This is a genomic window from Enterobacter sp. I4 (assembly GCF_022669095.1).
GTDB classification, from domain to species: Bacteria; Pseudomonadota; Gammaproteobacteria; order Enterobacterales; family Enterobacteriaceae; genus Enterobacter; species Enterobacter pasteurii.
Genome location: NZ_JALBUO010000001.1, coordinates 1,344,069 through 1,359,325 on the forward strand (window position 1 = coordinate 1,344,069; position 15,257 = coordinate 1,359,325).

The 15,257-nt window shown below is 56.6% G+C and carries 13 protein-coding genes and 1 tRNA gene; 9 read left to right on the forward strand and 5 right to left on the reverse strand.

The window, feature by feature from the left end; translation table 11 throughout:
• Positions 1–264: 264 nt before the first annotated feature.
• From MOQ06_RS06485 to mgtE, 6 genes are all read left to right on the forward strand, one after another.
• On the forward strand, positions 265–1,380 hold the full coding sequence (locus tag MOQ06_RS06485) for a porin OmpC (protein WP_148419888.1): 1,116 nt from the start codon (positions 265–267) through the stop codon (positions 1,378–1,380).
• Positions 1,381–1,494: 114 nt separating this feature from the next.
• The gene (gene apbE / locus MOQ06_RS06490) at positions 1,495–2,550 is read left to right on the forward strand and encodes an FAD:protein FMN transferase ApbE (protein ID WP_242172075.1); all 1,056 of its coding nucleotides are present in this window, start codon (positions 1,495–1,497) and stop codon (positions 2,548–2,550) included.
• Between the two features lie 72 nt (positions 2,551–2,622).
• Positions 2,623–3,681 carry a bifunctional DNA-binding transcriptional regulator/O6-methylguanine-DNA methyltransferase Ada gene (ada, locus tag MOQ06_RS06495; RefSeq protein ID WP_193355627.1) on the forward strand — a complete coding sequence of 353 codons (1,059 nt, stop codon included), beginning with the start codon at positions 2,623–2,625 and terminating at the stop codon, positions 3,679–3,681.
• Positions 3,681–4,331, forward strand: a complete 651-nt coding sequence (gene alkB / locus MOQ06_RS06500) for a DNA oxidative demethylase AlkB (RefSeq protein WP_242172076.1) — start codon at positions 3,681–3,683, stop codon at positions 4,329–4,331. Before ada ends, alkB begins: the two co-directional genes overlap by 1 nt.
• 76 nt (positions 4,332–4,407) lie before the next feature.
• Entirely contained in the window at positions 4,408–6,051 is a 1,644-nt protein-coding gene (locus MOQ06_RS06505) for a multidrug ABC transporter permease/ATP-binding protein (RefSeq protein ID WP_242172079.1), read from the forward strand.
• Positions 6,052–6,199: 148 nt separating this feature from the next.
• Entirely contained in the window at positions 6,200–7,636 is a 1,437-nt protein-coding gene (gene mgtE, locus MOQ06_RS06510; RefSeq protein ID WP_148419883.1) for a magnesium transporter, read from the forward strand.
• On the opposite strand, the gene MOQ06_RS06515 is transcribed toward mgtE, so the two are convergent.
• On the reverse strand, positions 7,599–8,894 hold the full coding sequence (locus MOQ06_RS06515) for a SulP family inorganic anion transporter (protein WP_242172082.1): 1,296 nt from the start codon (positions 8,892–8,894) through the stop codon (positions 7,599–7,601). The two genes, mgtE and MOQ06_RS06515, sit on opposite strands and share 38 nt — an antisense overlap.
• A gap of 187 nt (positions 8,895–9,081) precedes the next feature.
• Between MOQ06_RS06515 and mqo the strand changes: the two genes are divergently transcribed.
• Complete coding sequence (mqo, locus tag MOQ06_RS06520) at positions 9,082–10,731, forward strand: malate dehydrogenase (quinone) (protein WP_242172084.1); 1,650 nt, start codon at positions 9,082–9,084, stop codon at positions 10,729–10,731.
• A gap of 136 nt (positions 10,732–10,867) precedes the next feature.
• Here the strand turns inward: mqo and eco are convergent, their stop codons facing one another.
• Positions 10,868–11,377 (reverse strand): serine protease inhibitor ecotin, encoded by a 510-nt coding sequence (gene eco / locus MOQ06_RS06525; protein WP_242172088.1) that lies wholly within the window; start codon positions 11,375–11,377, stop codon positions 10,868–10,870.
• Positions 11,378–11,582: 205 nt separating this feature from the next.
• Here eco and MOQ06_RS06530 point away from each other — a divergent pair, with 205 nt between their 5' ends.
• Positions 11,583–11,843 (forward strand): DUF2534 family protein, encoded by a 261-nt coding sequence (locus tag MOQ06_RS06530; RefSeq protein WP_148419880.1) that lies wholly within the window; start codon positions 11,583–11,585, stop codon positions 11,841–11,843.
• 67 nt (positions 11,844–11,910) lie between these two features.
• Here the strand turns inward: MOQ06_RS06530 and MOQ06_RS06535 are convergent.
• The 3 genes from MOQ06_RS06535 to MOQ06_RS06545 all read right to left on the reverse strand — a co-directional run bounded on the left by MOQ06_RS06535 (position 11,911) and on the right by MOQ06_RS06545 (position 14,068).
• Positions 11,911–11,987 (reverse strand) — tRNA-Pro (locus tag MOQ06_RS06535).
• A 73-nt stretch (positions 11,988–12,060) separates the two neighbouring features.
• A complete protein-coding gene (yejM, locus tag MOQ06_RS06540; protein ID WP_242172091.1) occupies positions 12,061–13,821 on the reverse strand; it encodes an LPS biosynthesis-modulating metalloenzyme YejM in 1,761 nt (586 codons plus the stop codon).
• A gap of 19 nt (positions 13,822–13,840) precedes the next feature.
• Positions 13,841–14,068 carry a YejL family protein gene (locus MOQ06_RS06545; RefSeq protein ID WP_001135586.1) on the reverse strand — a complete coding sequence of 76 codons (228 nt, stop codon included), beginning with the start codon at positions 14,066–14,068 and terminating at the stop codon, positions 13,841–13,843.
• A 134-nt stretch (positions 14,069–14,202) separates the two neighbouring features.
• Between MOQ06_RS06545 and yejK the strand changes: the two genes are divergently transcribed.
• Positions 14,203–15,210 (forward strand): nucleoid-associated protein YejK, encoded by a 1,008-nt coding sequence (yejK, locus tag MOQ06_RS06550; RefSeq protein WP_148419878.1) that lies wholly within the window; start codon positions 14,203–14,205, stop codon positions 15,208–15,210.
• The last annotated feature ends 47 nt before the right edge of the window (positions 15,211–15,257 follow it).

The window sequence follows — 15,257 nt, forward strand, 5'->3', positions numbered from 1 at the left end:
ATTTAACTAATTGAATTTAGTAAGATATATTTCAATCTTGATTATAAGTGCTATATTTTTAAACTCTTCATGCTATTCAAAAAGTTCCTTCATATTTACAAATTGAAACATCTTGCAGGTAAAATGAAACATCTTCAAAGTTTTCGTATCATATTCCTGTTGGATTATTCTGTTTTTTTGAGGAGAATGAACTTGCCGACTGGTTAAGAGGGTTGACCAGTATGCAGTGGCAAATAATAAGGCATATAACAGAGGGTTAATAAAATGAAAGTTAAAGTACTGTCCCTCCTGGTACCAGCACTGCTGGTGGCAGGCGCAGCAAATGCGGCTGAAATTTATAACAAAGACGGCAACAAATTAGATCTGTACGGTAAAGTGGACGGCCTGCACTATTTCTCTGATGACGACGGTGCAGACGGCGACCAGACCTACATGCGTCTTGGCTTCAAAGGCGAAACTCAGGTTAACGACCAGCTGACCGGTTACGGCCAGTGGGAATACCAGATTCAGGGCAATACTACCGAAAGCGACAACCAGTCCTGGACGCGTGTAGCCTTCGCAGGTCTGAAATTCGCGGACGCAGGCTCTTTCGATTATGGTCGTAACTACGGCGTGATTTACGACGTAACTTCCTGGACTGACGTACTGCCAGAGTTTGGCGGCGACACCTACGGTTCAGACAACTTCCTGCAATCTCGTGCTAACGGCGTAGCGACTTACCGTAACCAGGACTTCTTCGGTCTGGTTGATGGCCTGAACTTCGCTCTGCAGTATCAGGGTAAAAACGGTAGCGTAAGCGGCGAAAATGATACTGGCCGTAGCACGCTGAAACAGAACGGCGACGGTTACGGCGCATCCCTGACCTACGATCTGGGCGAAGGCTTCAGCGTCGGTGGTGCGATGTCTTCTTCTAAGCGTACTGCTGACCAAAACAACACTGCGAACCTGGCGCTGCGAGGCGAAGGTGACCGCGCAGAAGTTTACACTGGTGGCCTGAAATATGATGCTAACAACATCTATCTGGCAGCACAGTACTCCCAGACCTACAACGCAACGCGCTTCGGCAACTCTCAGAGCAGCAGCGACATTTACGGTTTTGCTAACAAAGCGCAGAACTTCGAAGTGGTTGCTCAGTACCAGTTCGACTTCGGCCTGCGTCCATCCGTGGCTTACCTGCAGTCCAAAGGTAAAGACATTGAAGGTTATGGCGACCAGGATCTGCTGAAATACGTTGACGTTGGTGCGACTTACTACTTCAACAAAAACATGTCCACCTACGTTGATTACAAAATCAACCTGGTTGATGAAAACGAGTTCACCCGCGCAGCAGGTATCGGTACTGACGATATCGTAGCGCTGGGTCTGGTTTACCAGTTCTAATTGCTTATACAGCGACAAAGGGGCCATCAGGCCCCTTTTTTCATGCTTTTCTAGGGTCTTACAAATACGCTGTTTTAGTGTACTCTTGCCGCCCTGGCATGAGGATAATAACGAATGGAAATGACTTTTTTACGCGCCAGCTTTATGGCTACTGTTTTACTCCTGACCGCGTGTGACTCTTCTACGCAGCCCGCAAAAATCGAGGCGCCAGCCGCGACGGTGCTGGAAGGGAAAACCATGGGAACCTTCTGGCGCGTCAGCGTAATGGATATTGATAAATCCCGCGCTGAAGAACTGCGCGGTAAAATTCAGGCGCAGCTGGATGCCGACGATCAGCTGCTCTCAACGTATAAAAACGACTCGGCGCTTATGCGCTTCAATCGCTCCAGCAGCACCTCGCTCTGGCCAGTGAGCGAAGCAATGGCCGATATCGTGACGGAATCCATGCGCGTGGGCCATAAAACCAACGGCGCAATGGATGTGACCGTGGGGCCGCTGGTAAACCTCTGGGGATTTGGCCCCGACAGGCAGCCGGTCGCTACGCCCGATCGGGCCGCCATCGATGATGCCCGCGCGCGTACAGGGCTACAGCACCTGGCGGTGATTACGCAGTACGGTCAGCAATACCTGCAAAAAGACATTCCCGACCTGTTTGTGGATCTCTCCACGGTGGGCGAGGGCTATGCGGCGGATCATCTTGCAGCCCTGATGGCGCAGGAAGGCATTCCCCGTTATCTGGTGTCCGTCGGCGGCGCGCTTGTCAGCCGGGGCATGAACGCCAGCGGCAAACCGTGGCGAGTGGCTATCCAGAAGCCAACCGACCAGCAAAACGCGGTGCAGGCGATTGTTGACATCAACGGACACGGCATCAGCACTTCCGGAAGCTACCGCAACTATTACGAACTGGACGGTAAACGTATTTCGCACGTTATCGATCCGCAAACCGGAAGCCCGATTACCCATAATCTGGTGTCCGTCACGGTGATAGCGCCAACGGCGCTGGAAGCGGACGCCTGGGATACCGGACTGATGGTGCTCGGGACGGAGAAAGCCAAAGAGGTGGTGCGTCAGGAAGGGCTTGCCGTCTATATGATCACCAAAGAGGCGGACGGGTTTAAAACCTGGAGTTCACCCCAGTTCAAAAGCTTCCTGGTGAGCGAAAAAAATTAAAAAGCAAGGTTGCGGGTTTTTGTTCGGTGGCGTTCAGGCAGGCTGAGCGTATGCTTGTAAGAGGAGCCGATCATGAAAAACACAGCCTATCTCACCGATGAGGATCGCTGGCAGGCCGTTCTGGCCCGCGATCCACAGGCGGATAATCAGTTTGTCTTTGCCGTGCAGACGACCGGCATTTTTTGTCGTCCGTCCTGCCGCGCCCGCCATGCCCTGCGTAAAAACGTCTGCTTCTATCCTGACGCTCACCGCGCCGGGCAGGCGGGTTTCCGCCCCTGTAAGCGCTGTATGCCGGATAAAGACGACCCTCAGGCGCAGAAAAAAGCAAAAATTGCGCTGGCGTGTCGTCTGCTGGAGCAGGACGCCGGGCTGAACCTTGAGGCGCTGGCCCGGCAGGTTGCCATGAGCCCGTTCCATTTCCATCGTCTGTTTAAATCCGTCACCGGCATGACGCCGAAAGCCTGGCAGCAGGCCGCCCGTGAACAGCGCCTGCGCAGCGCGCTGGCGCAGGGCGATAAAATTACCGACGCCGTTCTGGCCGCAGGGTTTCCGGACAGCAGCAGCTACTATCGCAAGGCCGACGGCGCGCTGGGGATGACGGCGAAGCAGTACCGCAAGGGTGATGCCGCGGTGCGCTATGCCCTCAGCGACTGTTCGCTTGGCCGCTGTCTGGTGGGGGAAAGCGAGCGCGGGATCTGTGCGATACTGCTGGGGGACGACGATGCCGCGCTGACCGCAGAGCTGCGGTCGCTGTTCCCGCTTGCCGAACGGGAACCGATGGAGGGCGCGTTTGCCGATCGGGTTCGTCAGGTGATTGCCGCCGTCGACAGCCGCGAGGCGCCGCTGGCGCTGCCGCTGGATATCCGCGGAACCGCTTTCCAGCAGCAGGTCTGGCAGGCGCTGCGGGCTATCCCCTGCGGTGAAACGGCGAGCTACCAGCAGGTGGCGAAGGCCATCGGTAAACCCAACGCCGTGCGCGCCGTGGCGGGCGCCTGCGCCGCCAATAAACTGGCGATTATCATTCCCTGCCACCGCGTGGTGCGTAACGACGGTGCGCTTTCGGGTTATCGCTGGGGCGCTGGCCGTAAGGTGCTATTGTTGAAACGTGAGGCGAATATTCCGGAGGGATAATGCTCGATCTTTTTGCTGATGCTGAACCCTGGCAGGAGCCGCTCGCGCCGGGGGCGACGATCCTGAGACGCTTTGCGCTCTCCCGCGCGGCGGCGCTGTTCGACGGTATTGATGCCGTCACCGCCCGTTCCCCGTTTCGCCATATGGTCACGCCCGGCGGGTATACCATGTCCGTGGCGATGACCAACTGCGGCGAGCTGGGATGGGCGACGAATGAACGGGGCTATTTATATGCCCCGAACGATCCGCTGTCCGGTCAGCCGTGGCCGCCGGTGCCGGAGGCGTTTCAGGCGCTATGTGATGATGCCGCCGTGGCGGCCGGCTACCCCGATTTTCAGCCCGACGCCTGTCTTATCAACCGCTATGCCGTCGGGGCAAAGCTCTCGCTGCACCAGGATAAGGACGAGCCGGATCTGCGCGCGCCTATCGTCTCGGTTTCCCTTGGGCTGCCCGCCGTGTTTCAGTTTGGCGGACTGCGGCGCAACGATCCGCTAAAACGGCTGCTGCTGGAGCACGGTGATGTGGTGGTCTGGGGCGGCGAATCGCGGCTGTTTTACCACGGTATTCAGCCGCTGAAGCCCGGCGTTCACCCGGAGGCAGGGGCGTTTCGCTACAACCTGACGTTTCGGCAGGCAGCCAGCAGAGAATAAAAATAAGAATTATTCTTGATGTGTGCGAAAGGCAGTTTACACTGCTGGCTGATTTTTCTTGTCCGGATTGCTCTGCATGCAACTACTTCTTCTTGTCTGGCGGCAGTATCGCTGGCCTTTTATTGCGGTGATGGCGTTAAGCCTTGCCAGCGCGGCGCTGGGGATTGGCCTGATTGCCTTCATTAACGTGCGTTTGATCGAAATGGTCGATACGTCGCTCTCCGTCCTGCCGGAATTTCTGGGATTACTGCTGCTGCTAATGGCGGTTACGCTCGGCTCACAGCTGGCGCTGACCGCGCTTGGCCACCATTTCGTGTTTCGCCTGCGCAGCGAGTTCATCAAACGTATCCTCGACACCCAGGTTGAACGTATCGAGCAGCTGGGAAGCGCCTCCCTGCTGGCGGGGCTGACCAGCGACGTGCGCGCCATTACCATCGCGTTTGTACGCCTGCCGGAGCTGGTGCAGGGGATCATCCTGACCTTTGGCTCGGCGGCGTACCTCGCCTGGCTCTCCAGCAAAATGCTGGCGGTAACGGCGCTGTGGATCGTTATCACCATCTGGGGCGGATTCCTGCTGGTATCCCGCGTCTATAAGCACATGGCGGTGCTGCGCGAAACGGAAGATAAGCTTTATCACGACTACCAGACGGTGCTGGAAGGGCGCAAGGAGCTGACGCTGAACCGTGAGCGCGCAGAGCATATCTTCAACAATCTCTATATCCCCGACGCGCAGGAATATCGCCATCATATTATTCGCGCCGATACCTTCCACCTGAGCGCCGTGAACTGGTCCAACATTATGATGCTGGGCGCCATAGGCCTGGTGTTCTGGATGGCGAACAGCCTGGGTTGGGCGGACACCAACGTGGCGGCAACCTACTCGCTAACGCTGCTGTTTTTGCGCACGCCGCTGCTGTCGGCCGTCGGCGCGCTGCCGACGCTGCTGAGTGCCCAGGTGGCCTTCAACAAGCTGAAGAAATTCGACCTTGCGCCGTTTAAGGCGGAGTTCCCGCGCCCGCAGGCGTTTCCGGACTGGAAAACGCTTGAGCTGCGTAACGTTACCTTCCGCTATCAGGACAATGCCTTCTCCGTGGGGCCGATTAACCTGACGATCCATCGCGGCGAACTGCTGTTCCTGATCGGCGGCAACGGCAGCGGAAAATCCACCCTCGCGATGCTGCTGACGGGGCTATACCAGCCGCTGTCGGGCGACATTCTGCTGGACGGGAAGGCCCTGAGCGCGGAGAAACCGGAAGATTACCGCAAGCTCTTCTCGGCGGTATTTACCGATGTCTGGCTGTTCGACCGGCTGCTTGGCCCGGAAGGGCAGCAGGCGGATCCGGTGCTGGTGGATAAATGGCTTGCGCACCTTCAGATGTCGCACAAGCTGGAGCTACAGGATGGCAGGATCCTGAACCTCAAGCTGTCGAAAGGGCAGAAGAAACGCGTGGCGCTGCTGCTGGCGCTGGCTGAAGAGCGCGATATCATCCTGCTGGACGAGTGGGCAGCGGACCAGGACCCGCACTTCCGCCGCGAGTTCTATCAGGTACTGCTGCCGCTGATGCAGGCGATGGGCAAAACCATTTTTGCCATCAGCCATGACGACCACTACTTCATTCACGCCGACCGTCTGCTGGAGATGCGCGACGGCAAGCTGAGTGAACTGACCGGCGATGAGCGCGATGCGGCATCGCGGGATGCGGTGGCGCGTACGGCGTAATACCATCACCCGGCCCCTCTCTCACAGGGAGAGGGGTCAAATCGCGGCCGTTATGCCGCTTTTTTCTCCATCCCGCCCCGTTGTTTATTCTTATTTACATATCTCCGCGCTATGCTTAAAGCCAACTTATTTCATGGATTTATGATTAATGTCGTTATTAAAGAAAAACAGCGCAAGGCAGCGTGACCAGGAGCGTGCGCGCCTCATCTGGCTCCTGACGACCGATAAAGCGGTAACGTCAACGCTATTGGGTAAGCTGACCCTGGCTGAGCAATATGATGTCGGCACGCTGGCCGACGATATTGCTGAGGTAGGTGCGCTGGTTGCACATTTACCCCCTCCGGATCTGGCGGATACCCTGGAGGCGCTGCCCTCCGAGGAGCGCCACGCCCTGTGGCGGCTGGTGCAGGATCACGAGCGCGGTCAGGTGCTGCTGGAGGCCTCGGAAAACGTCTGGGATGACCTTATCGATGAGATGAGCGACCGGGACATTCTCGACGCCCTGCAAACGCTGGATATCGATGAGCAGATTTACCTCGTCCAGCATCTTCCACGCAACCTGACCGGTCGCCTGCTGGCTTCCCTGCCTGCCGAGGAGCGGGCGCGCGTGCGTCAGGTGATGCACTACGAGAAAAACAGCGTCGGCGCCATCATGGAGTTTGGCGTCATCACGGTGCGTCCGGACGTTACCCTTGGTACGGTGCAGCGCTATCTTCGTCGCCTGGGCAGTATGCCGGACAACACCGACAAACTGTTCGTCACCTCCCGGGATAAAACCCTGCTCGGAGAGCTGGAGCTTAAAACGATCCTGCTGAACAGCACCCAGCGGCGGGTCAGCGAGGTCATGGAAACCGAGCCGATGGTGTTCTCGCCGGAAGACGATGCCGAAAAAGCGGCGCGTACCTTCGAACGTGATGACCTGGTGAGTGCGGCGGTGGTGGATTCCGTGGGCAAGCTGATGGGGCGTCTGACCATCGATGAGATCGTTGACGTGGTCTATGAAGAGACCGATAACGACCTGCGCGCCCTTGGCGGGATCAGCGCCGAAGATGATGTTCACGCCTCCGTTGGCAAGGCCGTTAAAACGCGCTGGGCGTGGCTCGCCATCAACTTATGCACCGCCTTCGTGGCTTCCCGCGTCATCGACGGCTTCGAACATACCATTTCCCAGCTGGTGGCTCTGGCCTCGCTGATGCCGATTGTGGCGGGGATCGGCGGAAACACCGGTAACCAGACCATCACCATGATCGTTCGCGCCCTGGCGCTGGAAAACATTCAGCCGGGGAACTTCTCGTGGCTGATTTTCAGGGAGATGGGCGTCGCGCTGATAAACGGCCTGGTCTGGGGCGGCATCATGGGCGGCGTCACCTGGTGGCTGTACGACGATATGGCGCTGGGCGGGGTCATGATGCTGGCAATGGTGCTGAACCTGCTGGTGGCGGCGATAATGGGGGTGATTATCCCGCTGACGATGACCCGGCTGGGGCGCGACCCCGCGGTGGGGTCGAGCGTTATGATTACCGCGATTACCGATACCGGCGGTTTCTTTATTTTTCTTGGGCTGGCGACGATTTTTCTTCTGTAGCCAGCGCTTTTTGCTTAAGACGGGCGGGAAGGATGAACATCATTACGATGCCGCCCAGCACGCCAATCGCCAGGTTACCGGTTGATACCGTTGCCGCAACCGTCACCAGCATAACGACGGTTTCCGCAACGGGCGCCTTTTTCAGCGTTCCGGGCTGAACGCTATGCCAGCTAAAGGTCTTGATGGCCACAATCGCCATAATACCCGCCAGGACCGCCATCGGGATCCTGGCCATCACGTCGCTGAGCGCCGTGACCAGCACCAGCAGCACAATGCCCGCCGCGAACGTGGAAATGCGGCTTCTTCCTTTACCCATCTCCACGTTAACGATGGTCTGCCCAATCATCGCACAGCCCGCAATGCCGCCGTAGAAGCCGGCCATGATATTTCCCACGCCCAGCCCGATGCTTTCGCGACGCTTGCTGGATGGCGTTACGGTCAGTTCGTCCACCAGCTTCGCCGTCAGCAATGATTCCAGCAGGCCTACGAAAGCAATACTGAGCGCGCACGGCCAGATGATGCTCAGCGTCTCAAGGTTGAGCGGCACCAGTAGCTGCGTAAATCCAGGCAAACCGCCGCTCATTGAGCCTTCATCTCCCACCGTCGGCAGGATTTGCCCGCTGGTGACGGTGAACAGCGTCAGCACCACAATGGCAATCAGCGGGGAGGGCACGCTTTTGATATAGCGCGGCACCCACAGCACAATCAGCAGCGTCAGCACGAACAGGCCCACAATCAGCGGGCTTCGGCTCCAGAAGTGGGGAACCTGGGCAAAGAAAATCAAAATGCCGAGGGCATTAACAAAACCCGTCATCACCGACTGTGGGATAAAGCGCATCAGCCGCGCCATGCCCAGCGCGCCGAACAGGATCTGAATCACGCCCGCCATCACCACCGCCGGCAGAATGTACTGCACGCCGTGCTGATGGACCATCGGGCCAATTACCAGCGCGACGGAACCTGCCGCCGCCGTCACCATGGCCGGACGTCCTCCGAGCAGGGAAAGGGCGAAGCAGAGCACCACGGAGGCGATAAGACTGACTTTAGGATCCACGCCTGCGACCACGGAAAATGAAATCACTTCCGGGATCAGCGCCAGCGCGGTAATCACGCCGGCCAGGGTTTCACGCATCAGAAGCTTAGGCGAACGTAAAACGGTGGCGATATGGCCTTCATGGGGTACGGACGAGTGGGGTAATGACATAACAATTCGCAAGTAGGGGCAGGCTTCCGTGCGCGCGATCACAAAGTGCAGCATAGTAGCCAGGATAAACGCCTTTTGCCAGCCTGCCCTCTAAATCCACACAAACAAACGATCATTAAATTTCACAATTACAATAATTTCTTAACCTTTAAACAATATTTAAAAGTTGCTACCGTGCCACCGCAGCGTGTTTCACCTGTAATTTCTACGCATCACGCACTATTCAACTAAGGCATAAATGATGAAAAAAATGACTGCCGTGCTCTTTTCCCTGGCCGTGGGGCTGAACGCCGTCTCGCTGGCGGCGAAAGCAGACGCACCAAAAGAGCAGGAAACGGATGTCCTTTTAATTGGTGGCGGCATCATGAGCGCCACGCTGGGAACGTATCTTCAGGAATTAGAGCCGAACTGGTCAATGACCATGGTCGAACGCCTCGATGGCGTGGCGCAGGAAAGCTCTAACGGCTGGAATAACGCCGGGACGGGGCACTCGGCACTCATGGAACTGAACTATACGCCGCAGAAAAAGGACGGTTCCATTAGTATCGAGAAAGCGGTTGAGATCAACGAAGCGTTCCAGATCTCACGCCAGTTCTGGTCTCATCAGGTTAACAGCGGCGTGTTGAACAACCCGCACTCCTTTATCAACACCGTGCCGCACATGAGCTTTGTGTGGGGCGAGCAGAACGTCAATTTCCTGCGCGCGCGCTACGCTGCGCTGCAGCAGAGCACGCTGTTCCGCGGAATGAAATACTCCGAAGATCACGCTCAGATCAAAGAGTGGGCACCGCTGGTAATGGAAGGCCGCGATCCGAATCAGAAAGTGGCGGCGACCCGCACTGAAATTGGTACCGACGTTAACTATGGTGAAATCACCCGTCAGCTGGTTGGCTCTCTGAAGAAAAAAGAGAACTTCAATCTGCAGCTCGGCACCGAAGTGCGTGGCTTTAAGCGCAACGCGGACAACAGCTGGAGCGTGACCGTTGCCGATCTGAAAAACAACGAAGCCGAGCATGTGATCAAGGCGAAGTTCGTGTTTATCGGTGCGGGCGGTGCGGCGCTGAAGCTGTTGCAGGAGTCCGGCATTCCGGAAGCGGATGACTACGCGGGCTTCCCGGTCGGCGGCCAGTTCCTCGTGTCGGAAAACCCGGAAGTGGTTAACCGCCATCTGGCAAAAGTGTACGGTCAGGCCTCCGTCGGTGCACCACCGATGTCCGTTCCGCATATTGATACCCGCATGCTTGACGGGAAGCGCGTTGTGCTGTTCGGGCCGTTCGCCACGTTCTCCACCAAGTTCCTGAAGAACGGTTCCCTGTGGGATCTGCTGAGCGCGACCACCACCTCGAACGTCAAGCCAATGATGGACGTGGGGCTGGATAACTTCGATCTGGTGAAATACCTGATAAGCCAGGTGATGCTCTCTGATGAAGAACGCTTCGAGGCGCTGAAAGAGTATTATCCGCAGGCGAAGAAAGAAGACTGGCGTCTGTGGCAGGCGGGCCAGCGCGTGCAGATTATCAAACGCGATCCGAAAGAGGGCGGCGTGCTGCGCCTGGGTACCGAAGTGGTGAGCGATAAGGATGGCACCATTGCCGCCCTGCTGGGTGCGTCACCGGGCGCGTCTACCGCTGCGCCAATCATGCTGCACCTGATGGAAAAAGTGTTTAAGGATAAAGTCTCCAGCCCGGAATGGCAGGCGAAGCTGAAAACCATTATTCCGTCCTACGGTACTAAGCTGAACGGTAACGTTCAGGCCACGGAACAAGAGCTGGAGTACACCAGCCGCGTTCTGCAGCTGCAGTACGTCAAACCGCAGGCTGCGGATGCGGTACCCAAGGCAGAGCTGAAGCCTCAGGCGGAAAGCAAGCCGGTTGCGGATATCGCGCTGTAAGGTAAACGAAAAACGGTAACATCCGTTACCGTTTTTAGCGTTTTCTCCCTCTCCCGGTGGGAGAGGGGTGGGGTGAGGGCACCAGCACACACCCTTATACAGGTCGGGTAAGGCGAAGCCGTCACCCGGCCTGATTTTAACGTACTACCGCTTGCCCGACCGTCTCGTCCGCCTTCCATACGCGATATTTCACATCCACGTTTTCCGGCGTATACACGACGATTGGCAGCTTGCTGTTATAGCGCAGCAGACTGTTGTCACCCAGATACGCGGTGATAAATTTCTTCTCTTTTTTGCCGTCCGGGCACGCCATCATGGTGGAGACCGGCGACGTGACTTTGTCGAAGACATAGTAGTCATAGCCCCAGCCTTCCAGGGTTTTGCTTTCCAGCTGGCCGCCGAGACGATGGTGGTTGCAGTCCACTTCCAGCGTCTGGCCGATTAACAGCTCCACTTTGAAATTCGCTTCATCCTGCTGCGCCGGCAGCTGAATAACCTGGCGCTTCATCCCTTTCTCCGCCTGTGGATAAGGCGCGACTTTTTCCAGAGGCTGGACTTCAGGCGCGTCGCTGGCAAAAGCGCTGGCGCTCACGCAGGCTGCGGCGATAAGGGCAAGGGCAAATTTAGGTGCGTTTTTCACTGTCATTCCTTTTTTGTCAAAACGATCGTGACCAGACTAGCATAACTCGCATGAATGGTTGGCGTAATTTACTCACATTTTCATTTTGCCTGGCGTAATAAACTGGTTTTCTGGCGTTTTTGTGGTGTTTAATGCTGTGGTGGAGTCGATGGTAAGATCGTGTTATTTTACGCGTTAGATATTGTTATTCATCTGTAAAGGGAAGAGAGAGATGGTACGCGCAAAACTGAAGACACCTGAAGGCCGCAAGTTCCTGCTGGCGTTGCTGGTGGTATTTATGATTGCTGCCGCATGCGTAGGGCGGGCAACCATTGTCGGCGTGATCGAGCAGTACAACATTCCGCTCTCCGCCTGGACAACCAGCATGTTTGTCCTGCAGTCGGCGATGATCTTTGTATACAGCCTGGTGTTTACCGTCCTGCTTGCCATCCCGCTGGGGATTTTCTTCCTGGGCGGACGCGAGAAGCACTAACCATTTCGCACGTGGATACAGGCATAAAAAAACCAGCCATTAAAGGCTGGTTTTTTTTATGTATTGTTGGTCGGCACGAGAGGATTTGAACCTCCGACCCCCGACACCCCATGACGGTGCGCTACCAGGCTGCGCTACGTGCCGACGCATTAAAGGAATAGTACTCGATTCCTTTTTGATTGCAAGGGGGAAGCCGCGCTAACTGATTCATAAATAATCAGTTAGCGATGAAGCGCTTCTCGTCCGTCAGCACCTGCAGCAGCAGGCTGAGCTGCGGCTTCTGGTCTTTCAGCTTCTCACCTTCGGGACTGTACGTCTGGTAATTTCCGTTACTGTTCAGCACCAGGGACAACGATGGCGTGGTCACTACCAGCGTGTTTCCACCCGCAGCCGTGACCCAGTTATGGCGCCGCGTGGCGCTAAAGAGATCCTGCCCCTGCGAGTATTCATTTGCCGGTGTGCTGACGTGCAGAAGACGCTGCATTAACGTCGTCATAACGTCTTTGTGGTCGGTCAGCATGGTAATGCGCTGAGCAGGCGTTCCCGGCCAGTGGATCACCAGCGGCACGTGCAGGTTCGGACGCGACCACTCCATGCTCTTCGCCTCATCACCCAGCGGCACGCCGTGACCCGCCGTGATAATGACCACCGTATTGTCCAGCTTGCCCGCATCGCGCAGGGCGTTCAGCACGCGGCTAATCTGCGCATCGACGTCACCCGCGGCACGGCTATAGCGGCGCGCGAAGCCTTTCTGATTGCTGTCATCAAGCGTTGTGCCGTTAAACGCAACCCAGGAGAACCAGCGGTTATCTTCCTGCGCATAGCGCTTGAGCCAGTTAATCCACTGATCGGCGGTCTGATTGTCAGACTGGCTCTGCGCGGCTGGCAGGGAGAAGTCAGACAGCAGCGCCTGGCGGTAGAGCGAGCTGTTGAACCCATCGGAGGCAAACAGCCCCAGCTGGTAGCCCTGCTGGTTAAGGCCGGTGATCAGCGCCGCAGGAATACGGGCCGACAGCACGCCGTCCATGTAGCTCGGTGAGATGCCATAGAACAGGCCGAAAATACCCGCGTCGGTCGAGTTACCGGAACTCATGTGCTGAGTGAACGCGATGTTGTTCCCGGCAAACTCCGCAAGCGCAGGCATCTGCTTCTCATAGCGGGAATAGTTCAGGCCATCGACGGTAATCAGCAGCACGTTCTGACCACGGCCCATGTCGCGGTATCTCAGATCGCTCAGGGGATACTGCACGCTGACCGCTTCCGGATTACCCTGTTCGACCAGACGACGCTGATACTCCTGCGCATCCAGCAGGCCGTGTTTTTCAAGGAAACGACGCGCCGTCATCGGATAGGAGAGCGGCAGGTTAGCGCGCTGCATGGTAATCGGGCGGTAGAAGTTCGCATCTGCCCAGATATACATCAGGTGCGAACCGATAAAAGAGGCGAAAAAGAGCGCCGCGACGGGCTTCGCGTAATGGCGGCGCCGGGTCAGACTGCGGAGCTTTTGCCAGCTCCACGTGGCGAACAACATCTCGATCAGCAGGATAATGGGCACGCTGATAAACATCAGCTGCCAGTCGCGCGCGGTTTCGTTCTGGTCCGGGTTAATCACCAGTTCCCAGACGATCGGGTTCAGGTGCAGGTGGAACCGGGTGAAGACTTCACTGTCGATAAGCAACAGCGTCATGCCCGCCGTCGCAAGAATAGCGGACAGGAAGCGCATCAGCCGCTGCGACATGACGATAAACGTCAGCGGAAACAGGATCAGCAGATAGGTGGCGAAAACCAGGAAGCTAAAGTGTCCAACCAGGCTCATCCAGGAGTAGATACGCCCGGTTAACGTGGTTGGCCAGTCTGCCACAAACAGATAACGGCAGCCGAGCACCATCGCCAACAAAATGTTGAACAGGGCAAACCAGTGCCCCCAGCTGACCATCTGGGAGACTTTTTCACGGTAGCGCTGACGATTCGTCACCATAAACTGTTGTTCGTTTCCCTTAGTGTGCCTGGTCGTCGCTAACGGAGGACTGCAAGGCCTGGGCGAAAGATTTGGCGATCGCCTGACGCTGAGCCGGAGCAACGCTGGTATTGATAAGGTTGGTAACCATATTTCCCAAAACCATCAGGGAGAGATCGGTTGGCGTTTTATGTTTTTCCAGTACGTTGACCAGCTCACTGAGCAGTTGTTCAACGTGTTCGTCACTGTAGCGGGAATGTTGTGGCATAAATCAAAATCAGTTTGTTGAGAGAAGGGCGACATATTACCGTAGCAACAGCTTTTTTTCCCCTTTTTTATCTTCTGTTGCACACATGCGTTGGTGGTGGTTGAATACCGCCCGGTCTAAAAGGAGAGTTTATCATGAGTCTGGAAATCAACCAGATTGCCCTGCACCAGCTTATCAAGCGTGATGAGCAAACCCTTGAAGTGGTGCTACGCGATTCGTTACTGGAACCAACGCCTACCGTTGTCGAGATGATGGCGGAGTTGCATCGCGTCTACAGCGCGAAAAATAAAGCCTATGGCTTGTTCAGCGAGGAGAGCGAACTGGCGGATAGCCTGCGCCTGCAGCGTCAGGGTGAAGAGGATTTCCTGGCATTCAGCCGCGCTGCGACTGGCCGTCTGCGTGACGAACTGGCGAAATATCCGTTCGCCGATGGCGGTATCGTCCTGTTCTGCCACTATCGCTATCTGGCGGTAGAGTATCTGCTGGTTAGCGTGCTGAATAATCTGAGCAGCATGCGCGTGAACGAGCAGCTGGACATCAGCTCAACGCACTATCTGGACATCAACCATGCGGATATCGTGGCGCGTATCGATTTGACCGAATGGGAAACTAATCCGGAGTCAACCCGCTACCTGACCTTCCTGAAGGGCCGCGTGGGGCGCAAAGTGGCGGATTTCTTTATGGACTTCCTCGGCGCCAGCGAAGGCCTGAACGCCAAAGTGCAGAACAAAGGTCTGCTACAGGCGGTGGATGACTTTACGGCCGAAGCGCAGCTTGATAAAGCCGAGCGCCAGAACGTGCGTCAGCAGGTTTACAGCTACTGCAACGAGCAGCTGCAGGCGGGTGAAGAGATTGAGCTGGAGTCGCTGTCCAAAGAGCTGGCGGGCGTTAGCGAGGTCAGCTTCCAGGAGTTCACCGCGGAAAAAGGCTACGAGCTGGAGGAGAGCTTCCCGGCGGATCGCAGCACGCTGCGTCAGCTGACCAAATTTGCCGGCAGCGGCGGTGGGTTAACCATCAACTTTGATGCGATGCTGCTCGGGGAACGTATCTTCTGGGATCCGGCTACCGACACGCTGACCATTAAAGGCACGCCGCCGAACCTGCGCGATCAGCTTCAGCGTCGCACCTCTGGCGGCAAGTAACAGCCATAAAAAAACCCCGCAGAAGCGGGGTTTTTCTCGACAGGTTT

What these genes read in the sequence shown, in the direction of transcription:
- MOQ06_RS06485 (WP_148419888.1), top strand. Translation starts at nt 265, where the DNA reads ATGAAAGTTAAAGTACTGTCCCTCCTGGTACCAGCACTGCTGGTGGCA.
- apbE (WP_242172075.1), top strand. Translation starts at nt 1,495, where the DNA reads ATGGAAATGACTTTTTTACGCGCCAGCTTTATGGCTACTGTTTTACTC.
- eco (WP_242172088.1), bottom strand. Translation starts at nt 11,377, where the DNA reads ATGACAGTGAAAAACGCACCTAAATTTGCCCTTGCCCTTATCGCCGCA.
- alkB (WP_242172076.1), top strand. Translation starts at nt 3,681, where the DNA reads ATGCTCGATCTTTTTGCTGATGCTGAACCCTGGCAGGAGCCGCTCGCG.
- mgtE (WP_148419883.1), top strand. Translation starts at nt 6,200, where the DNA reads ATGTCGTTATTAAAGAAAAACAGCGCAAGGCAGCGTGACCAGGAGCGT.
- MOQ06_RS06505 (WP_242172079.1), top strand. Translation starts at nt 4,408, where the DNA reads ATGCAACTACTTCTTCTTGTCTGGCGGCAGTATCGCTGGCCTTTTATT.
- MOQ06_RS06545 (WP_001135586.1), bottom strand. Translation starts at nt 14,068, where the DNA reads ATGCCACAACATTCCCGCTACAGTGACGAACACGTTGAACAACTGCTC.
- mqo (WP_242172084.1), top strand. Translation starts at nt 9,082, where the DNA reads ATGAAAAAAATGACTGCCGTGCTCTTTTCCCTGGCCGTGGGGCTGAAC.
- yejM (WP_242172091.1), bottom strand. Translation starts at nt 13,821, where the DNA reads ATGGTGACGAATCGTCAGCGCTACCGTGAAAAAGTCTCCCAGATGGTC.
- ada (WP_193355627.1), top strand. Translation starts at nt 2,623, where the DNA reads ATGAAAAACACAGCCTATCTCACCGATGAGGATCGCTGGCAGGCCGTT.
- MOQ06_RS06530 (WP_148419880.1), top strand. Translation starts at nt 11,583, where the DNA reads ATGGTACGCGCAAAACTGAAGACACCTGAAGGCCGCAAGTTCCTGCTG.
- MOQ06_RS06515 (WP_242172082.1), bottom strand. Translation starts at nt 8,894, where the DNA reads ATGCTGCACTTTGTGATCGCGCGCACGGAAGCCTGCCCCTACTTGCGA.
- yejK (WP_148419878.1), top strand. Translation starts at nt 14,203, where the DNA reads ATGAGTCTGGAAATCAACCAGATTGCCCTGCACCAGCTTATCAAGCGT.